The organism is Halomonas sp. E14, from assembly GCF_052568415.1.
The window spans coordinates 1,874,996-1,895,252 of the sequence record NZ_CP199423.1 but is presented as its reverse complement, the minus strand read 5'-3'; the positions used below and the strand labels follow the sequence as shown (position 1 = coordinate 1,895,252).

Below are 20,257 nucleotides of genomic sequence, written 5' to 3'. Positions count from 1 at the left end.
TCCTCTATTGAAGCGGGTAAACCGCTGTCTGCACTACGCCATGAATGCCGCAACCGTGGAAAAGGCCTGCATTTTGAACCACTGTCGCCGACACCGGCGGGCGAATTTCCGTCGACACCACGCCGTGCACACCCCAGCCATTGACAACAGGCATTCGCCTCTCGATGTCGGTGACAATGGGCGGGCGCAGCTCGGTCGACGTCACGGTGTGAGTCGCGGCTGCGTGATAGGCGGCATGGGCCTGTTCGCGCTCGTTTATGCGATAGGGACGAACGTCGGTGGCGGCCCCTGACACGACAGTGGCGGCGTAATAAATGCTGGAAAAGCTACGGAAATAGATTTGGTACTCGGGGACCATTCTCGCCGGCACAACATCCCCAATGATCTGGGATATCTTCGACAGGTCGACGAAACCGGAATCCGAAAAGCGAACCGCCCCCTCGGCGTTCAGCGCCACCTGAACGCGGGAAGTGAGGAAGGCGTTGTCGACGTCTTCATGCGGGGCAAGAGACGGCTCCTCGTCAGGATCGGGCCTGATGAAGCCCTCACCATATTCCTCGTCCTTGCGGTGCCACAGCTGATTAGCAGTCGCTTGATCGGGAAACAGGAGCTGCAAATAGGTGCGCAGGAAATGCAGGCCTCGGCCCTGCGTGTCGGCCGACTTCCACGCGCGATACAGGTAGCGGGTTGCCGCCTCTTCCCTGGCGTCCCGGAGCAGCACCAGGCCGTCGTAATTGACTGTCCGGCGCACCAGGTCGAAGCTCCCCAGGTGGGGGGCGCCGAGCACGCTGGCATCGAAGGTGTCGCGGGCTACGCGCTCGAACAGGTCGCCGAACAGCGCTTTGAGCTCGGCCTCGATCTGGCCATTGGCGTAGCTCTCTCGGAGCGGGCTGATCGCCGGCAGTTCGGCGCCAGGGAAGTCGAAGTTGCTCACAGGCCCGACCCCCAGAACGGCACGTTGACGTTGCCGACCGTCACGTTGACATCAAGGCTCTCCGGCGAGACATAGCGCCACAACTCGGGTCGCGCAGCGCCTGCCGGGTCTTCGATGGCGACCTTCAGGTCGGCGCGGCCGACGCTGAGTGCCGGCACTCGCTGGCGGAGCAGCTGGTAGACCTGCTGGTAGAGCGGTGCGCTCTGCCCGCGGCGCGACTGGTCGGCCTGCTCGCCGAACTCATCGAGCATCACCTGGCGGATCTGGTCACGAACCACGCTCTCGTCGTAGCTGGTTGCCACCGTGGCATCGATGGCGACCGCCAGCGGCGCCCGGATCGGGGTGTAGAAGCGCACCCGGTAGCTATCGTCGGCGGCATGGATACGCTCACGGATGGCGAGCTGCGTGGCGGTCAGCGATTCGTCATCTAACAGCTGCGGCTCGACCTCTTCCCCCGGCTGCTGGGTCAGCACCGTCTCGTCACCCGTACCCGACAGGCAGGCGACGAACAGGGCATTGATGTTGTCCACGCTCATGCCGCGATGGCGCTCTTCTACCCCCTCGTTCCACACCGACAGGAAGCTCAGGGACGGGAAGTGTCGACGCACCAGGAAGTCGAACTCGCCCAGGAAGACCGCGTTGTGGTTGTAGACGCTGGGATATTTGGCCAGCTCGCGCAGAGCGCGCATGGACGGCGGGTTCTCGCCATTGCTGGCCACCACCTCCAAGGTCATCTCCAGCTGCGCCTCGACAGGATCCTGCATGGCCTCGAACGCCATCGGCGAGCCAGTGCGGAAGTCGTCGATGCGCCCCAGCGAGTAGTAGGTAGTGATCGTCAGCTGACGACCATCGGATGGCTGCACGCCGACCACGCCGGACTGCCCGAAGCGCACGTAGACGCGCTGTCGCTCGTCGGCCTCGACGTGATAGATGCGCTCGCCGGCCAGGGTGTTGGTGTAGCGTTCCCGGTACTCGAAGGCGCCGTCCGCATCGGTCACGTGCAGCCCGCACAGCCAGGAATCGTCATCGGCCATGTCGAGCTCGACGGCATAGAAGGCGCGGCTTCCCTGCACGACGTGCGCGCGCGCCCTCTCGTGAAGCTGGACGGCCTCGAAGGTGGTCGTCTCGCCCGGACCGACCTCTGCCGGCGTCTCGACACGGAATGGCCGGCCGGCGGCATCCAGCATGCTGCGCCCCGGCGCGACGGCGAACGCCGTGCCTGTCGGGTTATGCATCTTGACCGTGATCTGTGCCGGCTTGGCCTTCGGCACCAGGCCGCGCATGGAGGCGTCGGCCAGCACCGTGGCGTCACGCACTTTCTCGAACGGCTCGGCCAGCGAAACCTCGAGCTGCTGGGAGTACATGGCCAGCATGGTCGCCATCGCGTCCAGGTGCTGAAGGATGCGCGGGTCGCGGGCACGGTAGAGCGCGCCCACCGCCGGGTAGCGCGCCACGCTGTCGTCTATGGCCTGCTGGAAGTCTTCGCGCGTGTACATCACGAGCCCCCGAAGTCGCTGAGGTCGTAGGAACGGCCAGCGACCTCCAGGGTGAGGCGCAGCCGGTCGACGCCCTCCGGCGTGCCATAGAGCTCGACAGCATTGCTGGGCAGCACTTCCAGCACGCCGACGTCCCGCCTGAGCTTGCGCACGAAGCGGTCGGCGCGCCCATCTTGCTGGGCTCGCTGTAGTAGGCGGTTGGCATCGGCGCCGTAACCGGAGCCCAGGTAGCCGTTGACCGGAGTCTCTAGCCAGTGCCGCACCATTGCCTGAATGTCATCGCCGGTGATCGTCGTCATGCCGCCATGCTATGCCGGGCGGCCGGCCCGCGATCCTGGCGTTTTCCGGTCAGCTCATGCCGCTGTAGGCACCGGTGACTATGTGGGCGATGCGCCGGTCTGAGACGTCGCGCGACACGTCCTGCCCCTGGCCGCCATGGCGACGGTCGCCATCGTGAGAGCTCGGCGGCGACAGCGGCGCGCTGACGGTCGGCGCCTCGGCAACTCGGGGCATGCTCGGCGCCGGGACATGCGCGGCCGGCGGCGGCGTAACGCCGGCCGGCGGGCCGTTGGCCGCCAGCCCCATCGGGACCAGGTGGGCGGTCTGCACCGACTGGCTGGCCAGCATGGGCGCCCCGGCAGGACTGCCGGCCGGCACAGCCCCGGTAGGGCTCAGCTCGCCGGCGCGGGCGGCGGCAAGGTAGCGATCGGTCTGGTTCCGGCGGTCCTCGAGGCCGTTGTGGCCGCCGTTGATCAGGCGCGTGACTTCGCGGGCATCACCCCGCTGCGCGGCCTCGGAGAGCCCGGCACGGTTCTGCCAGTACCAGGTGGCGACGCGCGCGGCCACCTCGGGGTCGGCCGCCAGGTCGGGATTGTTGACCAGGTCGATGCCCAGCGCCTCGCTGGCTGCCGTGTAGTTGTCTCGCCCGGTCAGCTGCGTGTAGCCGCGGCCACGATAGCGATAGCCGTCGCCGGCCTCGGTGTTGCCCATGCGGCCGCCGTACATGAGCTCGGCGACCGCCTCGGGTCCCTGCGCCATGGCGGCTTCGACGGCCTCGCGCCCCTGCTGGCGTGCCGTGCGGCTGACCTCCATGATGCGGTCGGCAGACGAGTAGCGAAAACTCTCCTCCAGGCTGCGGAAGCCGTTCGACTCATGGTGCATCTGCCCCATGAAGGCGGCCTGTTCGTTGGCGTCGGTGATGCCTGCCTCGGCCATGGCCGCGACCAGCGCCGGCTCGGCTGCGGCCGCGTTACGGCGTGATTGTCGGTTCTCGCCGGCCTCGCGGGCCGAGTCGCGCACCCAGTCCGCCGCCGTCGATAGCCCGGTCTTGTCGGCGATCCAGCCGCCGGCCTGCTGTGTGCGCTCCCATGCTGACGCCGCGGCTTCGCTCGCCCCCTCGGCCGCGCGCGACGCTGCCTCGCTGGCCCTGGCGGCGGCCACGCCGGCGCGCTCCGACACCCAGTCCCGTGCGCGACCCGCACGCTCGGCCGTCCACTCGGCAGACGACACGGCGGTATCCGACACCCAGCCGGCGGCGTCGCTGGCTGCCTGGCCGACATCGATGCCGGTCTTCTCCCGGATCCAGTCGTTGACGTCGCCGGCCGCCTCGCTCAGGGCCTCCCAGCCACGCGCCGCCAGCGCGACCGCGCTTTCCCAGCGCGCCTGCATGCTGGCTGTCACGTTCTGCCAGCGCTCGCTGATCGTACCGGCGACCGCCTCCCAACTGTCGCCTATTCGCTGCGACACGCGCTGCCAGCCCGCGGTGACGTCTTCCCACTTCGACGAAGCCGCCTCGCTGACACGGCCCCACAGCGCAGACGTGAAGTCGGCGGCGTAGTGCCAGCTGTCGGACATGCCTTGGATGATTGGCGTGTCCTGCAGCCGGTTCAGCCACTGTCCGGCCTTCTCGCCCAGCACCTCGCCGGCGCTACCGCCAAAGAAGCCGCCGGCAATGGTGCCCACGACGCCGCCCACCGCGGTACCGATGACCGGCACGACGGAGCCCAGCGCGGCACCGGCAGCAGCGCCACCGGCCATGCCGCCGATACCCCCCAGGCCGCCACCGACGGCGCGGCCGGTGGTGACGTTCTTCTCCTCTCGGCTGGCGTCGCTGCGCTCGCTGGCCGCCACGTCGCTGGCCATGAAACCGAGGCCCAGCAGCGCGCCAATGCCCGGAATGCGGCGGGCGCCCTGGCGCAAGGCGCCACCTATGCGGCCGCCACGCCCCGGAGGGGATGACCCCGCGCCTGGCGGCACCGCGCCGGCCGCCCTGCTCTGCCTGCCGGCCTGTCCGGCCGCGGCGGCCGGCGGGACTGCCGTTCGAGGCGTGTGCCGGCCGCCTGCTCGGCGCCCGCCCGGTACCGGAATGCGGCGCGCCATGCTGCTCATGCCCATGGCGGTCAGCAGCCACTTGAGGCTCGAGGCCAGGGCGCCGGCTATCGCCAGGGGCAGCGCGCCGAGCAGGGACAGCATGGCCGTGATCGGGGCCAGCAGCAGCAGGACGCCTCGCCACAGCATGGAGCCGCCGCCGTCGCTCACCGGCTTGCGCTCGATGTTCTTCAGGATGCGGCGCTGTCGCTTGCCCTCTTGTTCGTCGTCACGATTCTTGCGCCGCATCATCCGCCAGAAGCGGCGGTACCAACGCTCCTGATTGCGGTCGCTGTCGCCGCCCATGATCTTGCCGAAGCCGCGGGACAGCGGCTGCGCGACCTCGTTGAAGGCCTTGACCGCCGGGTCCGCCTCTTCGGTGCCGGCCCCCATTTCCTGTACGGCGTCGCTGAGCCGGCGCCCCATGCCATCCACGGCCATGGAGAGACGGCCGCCGTCCTCATCGTCGTCGCGCGGGCTGCCGTCGCCCCGCTGCCGGCCGCTGGGCGAGGCCGCCTCCGAGCGGCGCACGAACCGGCCGCCGGCATCGCGGCCGGCGCCAGGGCTGGGCGTTGCCGGGCGCGCCGTCGCGCGCGCGACCGGCTGAGAGGGGTCGGTACCGGGCTCGACTTGGCTGGCCGACCGCGACGGTGAAGCCGCCGAGGCCACGCCCTCGCTGCCTGCGGCCTGCGCCGCGCGGTAGACGTATCGCCCCGGCGCCTGGCGATCGGGTGGCGTCGCCGCCACGGCCGGGCGGTCGATGCGAATCACGACCTCGTTGCGGCGCGCCTCGCTGGAGACAGCGCCAGGCTCTGACGAAGGGCTGCCGGCGGCATGGTCGGGACCGGCCTCTACTCGCTCGACCTGCCGCGGCCTGGCCACGGGGCTGGCGTTACTCCCGCTGATGTCTCGGCGCAGGGCGGCGACCTCGTTGCGAATCGCATCCAAGCGACCGGTGATATCCTCGGCATCCAGCCGCTCGCCGACCAGAAAGCCCTGATTGTCGTGGTTCAATGCCATGGCTAGGGACTCATGAAGGTGTCTAGCTGTGTAAAGGTCATCTGCAGCTCCTCCATGGCGTCTTCACGGCGCGAAAGGCTGGTCTCGCAAGATTGGGCGCGGCATAGCATGCGCCCAGCAAAGGCGCCGACATCGCCGACGAAGGCGTGCTGCACCGTGATCTCGATAGCGTAGTCAGCCGGCACGCCGAAGGTGCCGTCCTGCGCGGCCATGGCAACAATGTGATCGAGAAACCAGCGCTTGAGCAGGCCGGTGCGGTCATCCATGGTGGTGATGCGGATCGCTCCCGCTTCTCGCTGCTGCAGCGTGTCAACCAGGGCGCTGCCAGCGCGGGATTTACCCCCGGTCACCTCGCCGTAGCCGCGCTCGATATCCGTGCAGAACAGATTGAACTCATGCGAGTAGTCGCCTACCAAGTTGCTCCGCACCTTGAGCAGGAACAGGTTTTTCTTGGCCCGGCCGGTATCGACAGCCTCCTGATAGATGCGCTTCGCTTCTGACGGCGTGATGCCGCCGTACAGCATGTTGGCCGCACTCCAGTAGCGCCCCTGGCTGGCCTGACCGCCAAGCAGGTTGCCCAGCCTGTCACCGGCCAGCCCGGCCTCCAGCGCCGTCAGGATGCCGCCCTCAATGTCCCCTTTGGCAATCTGGCCCAGCGCCTCGGCGCCGGAGTTGATAGTGCCGCGCATGCCGGGCGGGATATGGCTGTGCATGGCCCGGCTGGCAGCCTGCGCGCCGATGGATGCGCCGGCCTGTGAGACGGCGCCGGCAAGCCGACCGCCCCCCGCCAGGTTCCCGACTCGACTGCCGATCTGGCTGGCCCCGGAGCGAATCGCGCCGTCGGCACTGCCGATGACGTTGCCGCTGGCCCCGGCGCCGGAAAGCTTGTCGAACAGGCTCATGGCCACCCCTGGCCGTTGCCGTCATCCTTGCCCATCTCGGCGAGCTGGGCGTAGAGCTTGGCCTGCTCCTCGTCCAACTGCATGGTGTCGGTCAGGAAGGCCTCGAGGATCTTCTTGTTGGCCCCCATGTCACGCATGGCGGCAATGGCCTGCGCCAGGCCGATGCCAACGCCCATGCCGTCGTTGAGCGTGCGCTGACGCTCGGCCTCGAGCGCGGATATCGAGCCATAGAAGTTGATGCGCCACGGCCGTTCGCTGGGCGGGAACACCACGCCGTAGCGCTTCAGGGTGTGCATGTCGATGACATGGTTGAAGGCATCGGCCAGGGCGACGCGAATCACGCGCGCGCTCTCGGCCGCCTGCGCGGAGGTGCGGAAGAAGCCGCCCTCCCCCAGGCCGCCCGACAGCTGGTCGGCGAACCCGATCATCGACAGGTCGACGCCGATGGCGCCGGACAGCAGGCGGGCGTGCAACATGACGTCCTCGATGCTCACCTGATCGGCGCGGCCAGACTGGCCGCCCCCCTCGACGCGGGTCAGCTGCTTGTCGCCGAAGGTGGGGATCACGTGCCGAATGCGCTCCATGATCGGCCTACCACCCTTGACCGCTTCCTCGGCGATCTCCTTGGAGCGCTTGAGCATGTCGGTAATCGAGCCCATGAACTTCTCCTGCATGTCCTTCGACATGTCGTTGAGGTTCACGGTGAGCATTTGCTCGTCGATCGAATCCATCCAGCGCTGGCCGACCAGGCCCAGCAGGCTGGAAACCAGGTTGTCGTAGGCGTCTTCCGCCGGATAGATGAGCGAGCCGCCCGCCATGGCCGGCATCAGCGGCAGCTCGTTGACGTCATCGGTGCTGAGCGCGATCTTCAGCGACTTCTCGAATACGCCGTGCTGAGGCACCCACTGGCTGCGCGGCATCTTGAGGCGCGCCATCTGCGTGGTGTCCAGGCGCTGGAAGTTGCGCTCGCCGGTATAGATGGCGAAGCCCACCGTGCGGCTGCCGCGGTCGAACGGCTGCACCAGTGGCGGCCTGACGAGCTCGTCGACGTACAGGTCGACGACGCCGCGCTGATCGGTGTAGATGCGGGCGTAGGAGTCGCCGAACACGCCCCCGAGGTAGGCCATGGGGTAGGCGGCGCGGTTCAGGATGCCTGACAGGTCTTCGCGGATGTCCTCGACCAGCTTGCCCAGTTGGTCGTTCTCGTCGGCTACCGGCCGCTTCTCGATGAAGACGATATCGCCCGTGGTCTCGTGGCCGCCCAGCGCCGACGTCACCAGCAGCTTGACCGCCGACGACACGATGGGGTCGGACTCCATCTGCGACCACTTGTTGTAGATGGCCTGGCGAGTGCGGGCCTGACGCGTCCCCGAGGCCATGAGGCTCGCGACCGTCGTCGTGCCGGCACCGTAGAGCATGGTGTCGGCTGGCGTGATTTCGTGGCTCTCGGGGAGGTGGTCGTTCTCCCACTTCTTGGCACCAATGCCGAGTCGTGAGAGCAGGCCTCGCCGATGCCTTGGAGATGATTTAGGCATGGCCCGATGGTGGGCCATGCCGGGGGTGGGTCAGCGCGGGGTTTTCCGGCTTAGGCGCCGGGCAGGCGGGATTCCATGTCCTCGTCTTCGAGGGTGTAGAAGTCGCCGGACTCGCCGTCGAGCAGGAACTGGTTGGTACCCACGGCCTGCGTCGCCAGGTACAGGGTGCGGAACTCGTCGGCCATGACGATGGTTTCCTCGCGACTGTCGCCCTGGTAGGCGGCCCGCACCATCGGGTCGTCGCGTTCGCCCAGATCCCGGCCGCTGTCGATCAGCAATGCCTTGACCGCCCACCAGTACGGCCCGTAATCCCGGTACCGAAGCGGGTCCTTGGCCAGGCGGCGCTCGATCACGCCGAGCGCGAACCCGGGAAAGTCGGAGAAGCCGCGATTCTCCTTGAGGGCGGCGGCCCGTTGCCGGGCCAGCGCCTTGATGTCGTCCTTGTCGAACAGGTGTTCAGTGAATGCCATGTCAGGCCCTCAGGTTGAGTTCTTCCGCCGCCCGCGGGAAGTCGGCGAGCAGTGCATTCCAGGCCCGGCGGCGAACGCGCCATGCCGTCTCCTTGCGCATCCAGCGCCGATAGCTGCCGTGACGGCTGCCGTACTCCTTGATGCGGTCCTTCCACGCACGGGTCTCGCCCTCGACCAGCACCATCTCGTCAGGGTCACCGTCGTCGCTGATGGCCGGCACCGGCTCGCCCGACTCTTCGGCCGGCGCCCTGTCGGCGACCACCATCGTTGCCCGGTGCTGCAGGTGTGGCGGCAAGTATGACTGGGCCTCGCCCTCGAAGTCGAACCACGGCACCGCGCTCGCCACATAGCGCTCGACACTGCGCCCGATCTCCTCGCCGGTTTCGCCGACCAGGGCCGCCTCGAACGCCGCGTCGTCGAAGTGCTCGCGCACCACCTGCTTGAGGCGGAACATCTGCCCGGGACCAAAGTCGGCCAGCGTGACTTTCAGTCCATGGGCGATGGCGTAGTCGCGCAGGGCTTCTACCAGGCTGGACTGGCCGCGCGCGACCTCGACATCGCCGGCCACCACGAAGCTCATGCCTTCCCAGCGCTCGATCAGCTGGCGTTGCTCGTCGACGATGCGAGCCAGCACCGGGGAGTCCGGGGTGACGCGCTCCGGATCCAGCGGAATCGGGAAGTGCGGCGCCGGCAGCGAGTAGTCGCGGGCCGAGTAGCGCGCCATGACCGTGGTCTCGCGGCGCGTGGCCACCTCTGGGCAGGCATCGGTGTAGAGGCGCAGCGTCTGGCCCTCGCGCTCGGCGGCGTCCTCAATCGCAGCCGCGCGCACCAGGCAGGCATCGTGCTCACGGCTGCCAGGGTAGGCAACCTCGCCCAGCGGCACCAGGGCGGCCAGCGTAGCCCGCTGCTCTCGGCCGTCGACGTAGCCGACCGCGCTGGGACGGAACTGCGCCAGGGACTCGGAGCTGACCGCGAACAGGTCGTCATCGACGGTGATGAAGCACTCGGCAATCACCGGCCGGTCGGCCACCATCACGCCTTTGTCGGCGGCGAAGGCCTCGGCGACGCCGGCCGGCAGGCCGCCGGCCTCCTTGGCCTGGCGCTGATAGCTCTCCACCGCCTGGCGGCGCATCTGGCGCGCCATGTCGACCTCGGACTCCCATTCGTTGACCAGCTCCGCCTCCTCGTTGACGGCGATGTCGACCGCGCCGTAACCCAGCCGCCCGCTGCGCAGCGCCGCCACCAGGTCGGACGCGCGGTTCTCGCCGCGCTTGGCGCGATCCAGGAAGGTGGTGACCACCTCGCGGACGCTCAGCGGGTCGTCGTCCAGCCGCTCGGCTTGGCGGGTCTGATAGTTGTAGCTCGCCCGATGGAAGGTCGCCGCCTCCTCGATCTGACGCTGCAAACCACGCTCCTTGACCTCCATCTCGGCCAGCAGGCTCTCGTTCTTGGCCCGCGCCGACTCCGACTTGGCGCGTGACAGCCGCTTGCGCACCTTCTCGGTCTGCGCCATGGCGGACATCAGCTGTCCCACCTTGCGCGCCACCCAGTCCGACGCCGACGCATTCTCCTCGAGGAAGCGGTTCTGCTTGTCGATGGTGTCCAGGTTGATGCGCTGACGCTCGCGGTTGGTGGTCGCCCGGCGCTCGGCCTCCTTGGCGGCCATCGCCTCCTGAATACGCGTCACCGCGTCGGCGTCGCCAACGACGTCGATCAGCGCCTCCATCTGCTCGCGACTCATGCCGCCGCTGATAGCCAGGCTGTCGCCGCCGTCGGGCTTCATCATGGCACCGATCCAGTCGGCCTTGCTGTTGACCAGGGAGCGCCTGGCGGTGTCGAAGGTGCCGTCGGCGTCGTAGTGGTAGACCGTGACCTGCTCAGTCTTGTTGCCCTGGCGCACGCCGCGGCCGTTGCGCTGGGTCAGGCTGTCCGGCGTCCAGCCGATGGTCAGGTGATGGATGGCCTGCGTGCCCTTCTGCAGGTTGATGCCGACCTCCGCCTTCTCGTTGGCGATGATCACGCGGTACTTGTTGGCCTCGCCCGGGGCGTTGAAGCCGTCCTGCACCGCCATGATCTCCTCCGGGCTGTTGTTGCGCTGCCCGGTGATGACGGCGATGGCCGCCTCCGGCACGCCGGCCCGGCGCACCAGCAGCCGGCGGATCTTGTTGTGCATGCCCAGCAGGTCACAGAAGATGATCTGCTTGGCGCGCGGGATGCGATTACCCTCGGAGTCCACGCCGCGCGGGGTCGCCGCCTCGGTCTGGAAGTTCTCGAGCATGGCGGCCAGCTTGGGCGGTACCGAGACATCGAGCTCGACGCCCGCCTTGTCGGCCATGGCCTCGAAGCGGTCCTGTGTGTCCGAGCTCACGGTGTCGAGCACGATGGCGCCGCTCTCGATCCACGCCTTGACCGGCATCTTGTACTGGCGGCCCACCACCTCCCGGCTGGCGTCACGAATGGTCTTTACGCTGACCGCCTCCTCCGCTGTGGCGTTGGGCCCCGGGCGGGTGCGCTGCTCGGTGGGCGGCTTGGCATTCCACTGCTCCACCAGCGCCCGCGCCTCCTCTTCCTCGCCCTCGGCGAACCGGTAGCGCGACACCCTGGCATCAAGATCGGGGTCGGCGATGAGCATGGTCATCTTGTTGATCAGGTTGAAGGGGTGGCCGATCAGCTCCATCGGCTCGCCGAACTTGCCGGCGATACGCTCGAAGGCCGCCGCGTCGCCGCGGTTCTCGCCGCGCTCCGCCATGGCGTCGGCGGCATAGCGGTAGGCCTGCTTGTACTCCTCCAGCTGCACCACGGTCGCCTCCGGTAGCTGGATGTTGCTGGCCCGCTCCGGGGCGTCCGGCACCTTGATCTGGCTGCCGACGTCATCGGCGTTCTTGATGGTGGCCACTTGGCGCATGGCGCCGCGCAGCATCTCGACGTTGTTGAGCCCCTTGAACACGTTGATGGCCCGACTCTCGCCGTCGATGGACTCGTCGTCCTCGTTCTCGATCTGGCACACGGCGTTCATGAAGCCGTCGGCGCCCGACGTGCCGATGAACATGTCGTTCACGCGGTCGTGCCCCACGGCCAGGGCCATCATGGAGTAAATCTCCAGCGGGCTGTTGGTGATGGGCGTGGCGGTCAGCAGCATGACGCCATCGCCCCGGGCGCCACCGCCGCCCCGGATGACCCAGGCCTTGGCCTGCGCGTCGAGGCCGCGCTTCGAGGCCGGCGATTGCGACAGGTACTTGCCGCCCTTGAAATCCACGGTGGTCGCCGAGTTCTTGAACACGTGGGCTTCGTCGATCACCAGCGAGTCGATGCCCATGTCTTCCAGGAACGGGGCGGCACCATTCTTCTTGCCCAGCACGTCGACGATGGTCGCTGCCTTACCCTTGGCGCGCTCGTCGGCCTTGCGGTCCTCGCTCTCGGCGAAGGACTGGTCGGCGCTGCGCATGTAGGACTCGTAGCCGGTGATGGTGTCGTCGCGCAGCCGGATTCGCTCGAAGGCCTCCATGGTCATGAAGATCTTGCTGTGGCGGTTCTCCATGATGCGGTTGAGGTCTTCATCGTAGGCCGACGAGCTCACGCTGCCGTCGCGCAGCCCCACGTAGAGACAGTCATCGGTGCTGGCGTAGGCCTTGGCGCTCTCCTTCTGCCAGTTGGACAGTACGGAGTTGGGGACCACGAAGACGGTCTTCTTCTTGGCGCCGATGGACTGCACGTACTGGGCGACTGCCAGCGCGGTGAGGGTCTTGCCCAGCCCCACGTCGAAGCCGTTGATGCCGGAGAAGTCGCGCGCGCGGGAGCGCACGTAGGCATTCTGGTAGCCGTGCAGCTCGAGCTCAGGATTCATGCCCGGGATGGCCAGCGGGCTCTCGTCCTCGGGCTGGGCAAAGCGCAGCCTCTCCGGATCGTTGGCCTGGCTCTCCAGTCGCGACACCACGTTGGCGTTGCCTCGCGCCCAGCCGTTGAACTGCTCGTTGGCCTTGTTGACCATGGCGCGCAGCTCGCGGATACCGGCCGCATCGCCCATGTCCAGCTTGGTACCGCCCAGGGTGATGGTGCCGTTGCGCAGGTAGGCGCCGATTCGCCGAATCAGCTTCTCTCGGTCGGTCAGCTTGCTGCCGGGAATATCGAACTCGATGCGCGGCTCGCCGCTGGCCTCATCGATGGCCACCACGGCACTGGGGTGGACGAAGCGGCGCAGGAACTCGGCCTTCTCTTCCAGGGTGACGTAGGGGCTGAACAGGTTGAAGCTGATGCGCGACACGTCGACGCGGTCGATGCGCTCGGCGGCCACCGCCTTCTGCCGCATGAGCTTGGCGCGCAGCTGCTCGCCAGGCGCGGCCGCCATCTCGGCGTCGATCCGCTTGACGAAGTCGGCGTAGCTGCCCACGAAGTAGTCGTCGGCCCGGCACACCTGGCTGCCGTCGGCGGACACGCACCAGTCGTCGCTGTCGAACGGGCTGAAGTCGTCGCCCAGCACGCTGCGCGCCTGCTCCAGGGTGGTCCAGCTCGATTGGTTCTCGTACAGCAGGCCCTCGAAGCCGTGGGCGGCACTGACCTGCATGGTCGGCGCCTGCTGAACGTCGCCACGCCACAGCGCGCTGAATCCGGCCTTGCGCTGGTAGTGGGTGACCAGCTCGCCGAGCCCGCGGCGCAGCTCGCCGTCCACGCCCTTGACGCGCCGGGCGGCGGCCGCCTGTTCGCGCATGGCGGCCGACAGCTTGGCGTAGCCGGACAGGAAGTCGGTACCGCTGCCGCGGCCGTTCTCGTCCAGCACCTGCGCCACGGCCAGCCCCACCAGCCCGGGCGCCCAGGCGCGCGCCCGCGCCTCGTCGTCGGCCAGCTTGTCCAGCGCGGCCAGCGCCGACGCCAGCCAGGCGGGCATGTCCAGCGACTGCGAGGTGTCGCGCATGTACTGGCGCAGCGTGACGGCGTCGACGTAGCCCATGCCGGCATCGAAGGCGGAGTAGGCGTCCTTGAACCGCCCCAGCAGCTCGACGCCCCGCGTATCGCTGTCGCCGGACGCCAGCGGTACCCACTCGCCGCCCTGCAGCTGCAGGGTCTGCCCGGCCTGAGTGAGGGTGTCGCCCTCACGGTAGACGATGGGCTGCGTCTCGGCCGCCTCCAGCAGCGCCCAGTCCACGCGACTGCCAGGCAGTCGGCGGATCAGCCTGGCGACCTCGGGGATACTGGCCGGATTCTTCACGCGGTCGACGTCGCGGAACTTCTCGGGATCCTTGGGCACGAACTCGCCGAGCACGAAGCGCTTGCCCTCGCCCTTGAAGTACCGCCCCTCGACGAACTCGCTCCACATGACCTTGGCCTCGGCCAGGGTCTCGGGCGCCTGCTCGTGCAGCTCCTCGATCTTCTCCGCGGCGTCGCGGCCGTACTTGCGGAAGAAGATGACGTCGGTGATCGTGTCCGCGTCGGCGGCGCCGAACACGCTGTTGGGCAGCCGGTAGGCGCCCAGGAATTCGGCCTTGAGGCTGGCCCGCTGGCGTAGCTTGACCTCGGCGCCACCGCGCCCGGAGACGCAGCGCGGCGGCACGACGAAAGCGGCCAGGCCGCCGGGCTTCAGCTTGTCGAGCGAGCGCAGGATGAAGTAGGCCTCCAGCGTCTCCTTCTGGTACTTGGGGTCCAGGTTCTGGTTGCCGCCCCGGTCGGCGACGGTACCGAACGGCACGTTGGTGACCACCGCGTCATAGGCCTCGTCGGGCGTGGCGGCCGCCACCTGCTCGAAGGGTGCCACCGACACGTGATAGCCGGGACCGCCGTTGACCAGCTCGTTGACGGCACCGGAGGTCTCGTCGATCTCCACGGCGTCCACGGCGGCATTGCGCGGCGCCGCGGCGCCGAAGATGCCGGTACCGCCAGCCGGGTCGAGAATCTTGCCGCCGGCAAAGCCCATCTCCGCCAGGGTGCGCCAGATGCCCTCTGCCACTGGCGGCGGGGTGTAGTACTCGTAGGCCGACCCCTTCTTGCCATCGGCGCCGACCAGCGCCCCGCCGTTGCCGGAATAGCCGGCCAGCACGGCGCGATGCTCGTCGGTGAGCTCATCCCGGGACAACTCGCCGGACTGCACCCTGGCCAGCAGCTCGATGGCGGCGTCGTTGGCCTTCTGGCGCTGCCCCTTGGTGCGCTTCTCGTCGTGGCTGTACAGGCCGGCGGTCTGGCGGCGCGGCTCGCCTACCGGCTCCGGCGGCTCGCGCTCGGCCTGCATCGCCTTTGCCGGGTCGGCGGCCAGGGTGGCCGCCTTCAGCTCGGCGCGAACCTCGTTGGCCCGCTTCACCAGGCGCAGCCGGTCGGCCATGGCACCAATGCCCTGCGGGAGAGTGATCAGCTCCTTGCGTACCCTGCCCAGCTCCGACACCAGCTTGAGCCGGGCCATCATCGCCTGCGCGCCGCCACCGGCCGATGCGTCGTCAAAAATCCGCTTCATTCCTCACTGCCTCCTTACAGGGTGTCGGTGGCGGCCAGCATGGCGCGCTCGTAGGCATTGCCGGCCTGCTCGATCATGGCCTCCATCTCCTCATCACCGGCCTGGCGCTCCATGATGGCGAGGATCTGGTCAGCCAACTCGGGAGACAGGATGTCGGGCACCGTGCCGTCGATGACGGATTGCAGGAACTGCCGGTCTTGGCGGCGCATCGGGTCCTCCTCGTTGTCGGCGGGCGCGGGCGGCTCGGCGCCCGATGCCGGGTCGGTGGGCGCCTCCGGGGCGCTGGGCGCGGCGTCACGGTCGAACAGCGGGCGGTACCGCTCCCAGTCTTCGGCCGCCTGCCAAACGGCGTTGCGGGACGTGATGGCCGGCTTGTCCCAGCCCTTCTGCTGCTCAGCCAGCCAGGCCAGCAGCACGGCGCCCAGCAGCGGGTCGCGCTTGGCCCGGGTCTTGACCTTGCCGGCGATGGAGTTGACGAACAGCGAGCGCTCCATGCCGGGCATGGTGCCGGCATCGATGCCCTTGATCGTGGACAGGGAGCGGGTGAAGTCGCGGGTCAGCGTCTTGAACTCGTCGCGCTCGACGACGGCTCGGCCGGCCTCGAGAGGGTCGACGTCTGCCGGTGTCGCGGGCGCGGGCTCCGGCTCCGGCTCTTCCTCGGTGCCGCTGGCGGGCTTGCCGGTCGCCGCGCTCGGCAGCCAGGCCTTGAGCTCGTCGACGCTCATTTCCTGCATGCTGCCCAGGCCATCCCAGCCGGCCCGATAGCTGGCCAGGTAGCCCTGCTCGGCGGCCTCGCGGGTGGCGAAGCCCAGCATGACCTTGTGCTCGTCCAGTTCGCCGTCCTTGCCCACCTGGTTGACGACGAAGACGCGCTCGCTGTCCAGATCGGGGCCAATGAAGACGTCGACCTCGTCGCCATCGGCGCCTTTGGTGCCCTTGATGTAGCCGTAGTCATGGGGCAGCGAGATTGACCACTCCTCGCCTTCCTGCGTGGTGCCGGAGCGCACCGTTCCCTTGGGGTTCTCGATGGCGAGCGTCAGGCCGTGCATGTCGACCTCGCCCTTGGCGTAGTCGCCGCTCTCCTTCTCCTCCTCGGTCGGCTCGATATCGGTGGCCTGGCGCGCCTGCTCGATGTCGTTTTCGCTAGGCGCCTCGCCCTCTTCCCCTTCTTCGCGCGCTTCCAACCCTTCCTCGCCTGACGGCGACTCCTCGGTCGGCTCGGGCTCGGGCTCGGGCTCGGGCTCGGGCTCAGGATCGGCTGCCGGCGCGCTGAACAGGTCAAGCGACTCGATGGCGTAGCTGCCCTCGCCGTACTCCTTCTCCAGTTCCCGGTTGGCGGCGGCGATGATCTCCTCGAGGCTGGCCTGCTGGCCTTCGCCGAACATGTCCACGGTCTGGCCGCGCTCGGCCTCTTTGCGCACAAACTCGGCCATGGCCCGGAAGGCCAGGCCTAGCCGCTTGGTGCTGCGGTTGTTCTGGCTGATGAACAGCGCCATGGCGGCCGTGGCCGGCGGAATGTCGCCGAACAGCCCCAGCTGGCTGACGACCTCTTCCACGCTGGCCCCCTCGGCCTTGGCGCGGCGCACCAGGTTGGTGGCGTCGATGATGGCCTGAACCGCCTGCTCGTTGAGCGAGGCCTCGACACTGTCCACCAGCTGGTTGGTCAGCGCATCGGTACCGGCCTGGTCGGCGGCCTGCGCGCGAATAAACTCCGGCGCCGCCACGTTGAGGGCGTTGATGACGTTGGCGACCTCGGGCTTGCTGGCGTCGGCCGTCATCTCCAGCAGGCGGTCGTCGTTGTAGGCCTTGGCGAAGATGGCGGCCTGCACGCGGGCGATCAGCGCGCCCGTGGGGTTGCCGTCGCCGGTCATGTACTGGGCGGCCTCGGTGTCGCCCAGCGACTGCAGGAAGCCGTTGATGAACCCCCGATTGGCGGCCGACAGCAGGTTGCCGTCGTCGGCGAGCTTGGCGATCAGGCCGTCATCCAGCCGGTCGGCATCGGCCCGCGCCTTCTCGGTGCCGGTCATGCTCAGCTTGTCGTCCTGGTTGGCCTCGACGGCGAACTCCCGGCGGTCGAGCTGTGACGTGCGCACGCGCACGAGCACGGGCTTGCGCATGGCGCGCACGCGGCCGGCGTCCAGGTTGTAGTGATGCGCCTCCTCGATCAGCCACTGGCGGTACTCCTCGGCGCTGCCGGCGCGGTACGCCTCCTGAATGGCCATCGTGCGCCCGTTGCCGGACTCCACGACGCGATCGGGGCCGACAATGGGCGCTCCGGTATCGGCCCGGCGGGTACGCCCCAGGCTGTCCGGATCCAGCTGCCGCGCCGTCTTCTGCACCCAGGCGATGGACGCATCGCGGCCGCGGTCGCGTGGCTGGAGCTCGGCGGGAAAGTCGGGGTTGGGGTTGCCGCTGATATCGTGCGAGGCAATCAGCTCGTCGGCTTCGACCACGGTGAAGCCGGTCTGCACCTCGCTGCCCTTGGCGGTCTTGACCACGTTCTCGGCACCCTCGGGCTCGAGCTCGCCGTCGGCGTTGACCCCGGTGGGCGTTTCCTTGCCGGTAGGCTCGGCTGGCGGGCTCGCCGGCTCTTCCTCGGCCTGCGGCTCATCGTCAGCGGGCTGGCGGGTCTGCTGCTCGCCGACGGCCTGGCTCACCTTCTTGGGCTCGAAGTGCAAGTTGAGCTCGACGCCGGCATCGGTCAGCTCGTCGATGCTGATGTAGCCGAGTCCGCTGTCAGAGTAGCCGTAGGCCTGCTCGGTACCGTCGCCCTTGGCATCCTTCTCGGTGATGTACCAGTTGCCGGCATCGCGGAAATAGTGCAGGTAGGCGGTGGCATCCATGCCCTTGCCATCCTGCTCGTAGCTTGTGGTCATGCCGTCGATGACCCGGGCCAGCACCTGCGCACGGTCGATGTAGGCGTCGGCCTCTTCGCCGTTGCGAATGGCGGTAGCCATGGCCCGGTACTGGCTGCGTGACAGGAAGGGGCGGATATCGTCGAGCATGCGCAGCCCGTCGGCGGGCGTCGGCGGTGCCGGCGGTGCATTCAGGGCGGCGTCCTCGGCCTCGATGCGAGCGATCTCGATCTCTTTCGTCAGTTGGTCGAGCTCGGCCTCCAGGTCGCCGATCTCGAGCTTGAGCCCCTCGATATGCTCGAGGCGTTCGGCGCGCCGCTTGTTCATGCGCGCGAAGGCATCGGAGTTCTTGGCCGCCAGCTTCATGATGCGGCGCGCCACCTGGCGAATCGGCAGGTCGGTACCGCGCTCGGGAGCGACGACGATGGTGATGTCCTTCTTGTTGAGCAGCCACTTCCAGCTGATCAGGTCATCGGTCGGCTTCAGCGCCTTGGCACTGCCCGCGTCCGGGTTGTGGAACATGATGGTGACCGTCTGGCCGTCGCTGAGCTCGAAGACGGCGGCTACGTTGATCACGCCCTGGCGCCGGAACGGACTGGAGATCTGCGAGGCCACGACGTCGAGCTCGCCGGTCGCCGTGTTCATCACGCGCTCCAGGCCGCGCACCTTGCGCCCCAGCGTGGACTGCGTGGCCACCAGGGCGTCCAGCGCAAAGACCTCGTCGGCATCTTCCAGGATGTCGTCGAGCGTTACGCTGTCGAACACCAGGCCGTCGTCGGCATCGGCGCGGCGAATGCGGTACAGCAGCTGAGCCAGCGTAATGCCGACCGGCATCGCGCTGTCGTTCCAGAGAACAGGTGGTGAAGACATAGTAGGCCCCTGTAATGGGTGGATCGGGGCGCCGCGACGGGCGCGCAGATGGGGCCATGCTATGGGAGGGAGACAGGCTGCCGGCCTCGGCTTTTCCTGGCCGCGCAGCCCGGCGGTCAGCCGCCGGCCATGACGTCGGGCGAGCCGGCCGCCACTGCCGAGCCGCAATCCACGGGGTCGCCGATACGGCCCAGCGGGCGACCGTTGACGTTGACGCTGCCCGAGCCTGCGGACAGCACGCCGTCGTGACAGACGCCGTCCGGGTTGCAGTGCGACTCCCAGGCATCGCCCTGGCGGTGGGCGGGCTGGCCGTTGATCATCACGTTGGGGCTGCCCTCGGTGCTGTTGCGCGGCGGAAACGCACCGTGGCCGGTGCAGCCATCACCCTGTCGAGTTACGGCGGGCATCGATCTCACTCCTCAGCCGGTCACGGCCGGCACTCCAGTCCTGATGCACTTCGATCAGGTACGACATGTAGGCCTCGCTGCCGTCGACCAGGTCGGCGACGACATCGAGTCGGTAGGCGCGCGTCTGCTCTCGGCTGGGGCGGTACTCGATCAGCTCCTCGGCCTCGGCCGGCAACTGCTCCCAGGACGGCACGCGCACCACCTGCCCGTCCTGGCGATAGTCGATGTGCTCGATCGGGAATAGCCCGGTCAGGCTGTCGGCCGATACGGTCAGGCCGTCGGCATCGCCGTCGATGGCCAGCAGCACCTGCTCCGGCGTGATCGAGCCCCGGTAGCCGACGACCTCGACGACAGCCGGCTCGCCGGTCACGGGGTCGACGCCCTCGACCTCAACGTTGATCGTGAACGCCACCGGGCCGGCGGTCTCCGGCAGGCTGAACAGCAGGTCGGGCGGCGGCGTCCAGGTTTCGGTTGCCGCCATCAGGACGCGGGGCGCAGCTCGGCCAGCTGCTGGCGAGCGTCGTCGACGGCGTCACGCAGGGCGTCGCGCTTGGCTTCCAGGCGCTTCTCCATCCGCGGCGCCGCGGTCTTCATGCGCTTGGGCAGCTCGACCCTGGCCCGGGACAGGCGCCGCTGGAAGGCGGTGCGGCCGCGGTCCATGGCCTGCACGATCTCGCCGATGGCCTTGACGTGATCGTCCTGGTTGGCCATCGGCACCACCTTGCGGTTGAGCAGCACCTGAAAGATGTCGCCCGGCCGCTTCACGCGCAGCTTGACCACCTGGCTGTCGCTGAACGTCAGCCCGATCTCGCGGTAGCTGACGCCGCTGGTGCGCTTGATCCGCGAATCGACGTCGACGCTCACCGGGTTGGCGCCGGCACGCCGGAAGTACTTCTCGACGTCGCGCACCGCCTTGTCTTTGCGGCTCAGGTCATCGAAGGAAAACAGCAGATTGGCAGCCATGG

12 protein-coding genes are annotated in these 20,257 nt (G+C 68.4%); all 12 read right to left on the bottom strand.

All coding sequences use genetic code 11. The annotated features are described in order from the left end of the window. Positions 1 to 4 precede the first annotated feature (4 nt). A complete protein-coding gene (locus tag ACT7B3_RS08870; protein ID WP_445157665.1) occupies positions 5 to 934 on the bottom strand; it encodes a hypothetical protein in 930 nt (309 codons plus the stop codon). Then, a complete protein-coding gene (locus ACT7B3_RS08865) occupies positions 931 to 2,430 on the bottom strand; it encodes a hypothetical protein (protein ID WP_445157664.1) in 1,500 nt (499 codons plus the stop codon). The genes ACT7B3_RS08870 and ACT7B3_RS08865 overlap by 4 nt, the downstream gene beginning before the upstream one ends. Continuing rightward, the gene (locus ACT7B3_RS08860; protein WP_445157663.1) at positions 2,430 to 2,729 is read right to left on the bottom strand and encodes a hypothetical protein; all 300 of its coding nucleotides are present in this window, start codon (positions 2,727 to 2,729) and stop codon (positions 2,430 to 2,432) included. The genes ACT7B3_RS08865 and ACT7B3_RS08860 overlap by 1 nt, the downstream gene beginning before the upstream one ends. Before the next feature lie 49 nt (positions 2,730 to 2,778). Further along, positions 2,779 to 5,817 carry a glycoside hydrolase family 19 protein gene (locus ACT7B3_RS08855; RefSeq protein WP_445157662.1) on the bottom strand — a complete coding sequence of 1,013 codons (3,039 nt, stop codon included), beginning with the start codon at positions 5,815 to 5,817 and terminating at the stop codon, positions 2,779 to 2,781. Positions 5,818 to 5,819: 2 nt separating this feature from the next. Further along, on the bottom strand, positions 5,820 to 6,719 hold the full coding sequence (locus ACT7B3_RS08850) for a hypothetical protein (protein ID WP_445157661.1): 900 nt from the start codon (positions 6,717 to 6,719) through the stop codon (positions 5,820 to 5,822). Next, positions 6,716 to 8,254: a hypothetical protein gene (locus ACT7B3_RS08845; protein WP_141246899.1), complete on the bottom strand. Its 1,539-nt coding sequence runs from the start codon at positions 8,252 to 8,254 to the stop codon at positions 6,716 to 6,718. Before ACT7B3_RS08845 ends, ACT7B3_RS08850 begins: the two co-directional genes overlap by 4 nt. A 50-nt stretch (positions 8,255 to 8,304) precedes the next feature. Further along, positions 8,305 to 8,724, bottom strand: coding sequence for a hypothetical protein (locus ACT7B3_RS08840; protein ID WP_445157660.1), 420 nt, complete (start codon positions 8,722 to 8,724; stop codon positions 8,305 to 8,307). A 1-nt stretch (position 8,725) separates the two neighbouring features. Continuing rightward, the gene (locus ACT7B3_RS08835; RefSeq protein ID WP_445157659.1) at positions 8,726 to 15,160 is read right to left on the bottom strand and encodes an SNF2-related protein; all 6,435 of its coding nucleotides are present in this window, start codon (positions 15,158 to 15,160) and stop codon (positions 8,726 to 8,728) included. Between the two features lie 14 nt (positions 15,161 to 15,174). Continuing rightward, a complete protein-coding gene (locus ACT7B3_RS08830; protein WP_445157658.1) occupies positions 15,175 to 18,885 on the bottom strand; it encodes a defense against restriction DarA-related protein in 3,711 nt (1,236 codons plus the stop codon). Between the two features lie 116 nt (positions 18,886 to 19,001). Beyond that, a complete protein-coding gene (locus tag ACT7B3_RS08825; RefSeq protein WP_095619253.1) occupies positions 19,002 to 19,292 on the bottom strand; it encodes a PAAR domain-containing protein in 291 nt (96 codons plus the stop codon). Beyond that, the gene (locus ACT7B3_RS08820; protein ID WP_445157657.1) at positions 19,267 to 19,773 is read right to left on the bottom strand and encodes a hypothetical protein; all 507 of its coding nucleotides are present in this window, start codon (positions 19,771 to 19,773) and stop codon (positions 19,267 to 19,269) included. The genes ACT7B3_RS08825 and ACT7B3_RS08820 overlap by 26 nt, the downstream gene beginning before the upstream one ends. Then, the gene (locus tag ACT7B3_RS08815; RefSeq protein WP_445157656.1) at positions 19,773 to 20,255 is read right to left on the bottom strand and encodes a defense against restriction DarA-related protein; all 483 of its coding nucleotides are present in this window, start codon (positions 20,253 to 20,255) and stop codon (positions 19,773 to 19,775) included. The genes ACT7B3_RS08820 and ACT7B3_RS08815 overlap by 1 nt, the downstream gene beginning before the upstream one ends. Between the last annotated feature and the right edge of the window lie 2 nt (positions 20,256 to 20,257).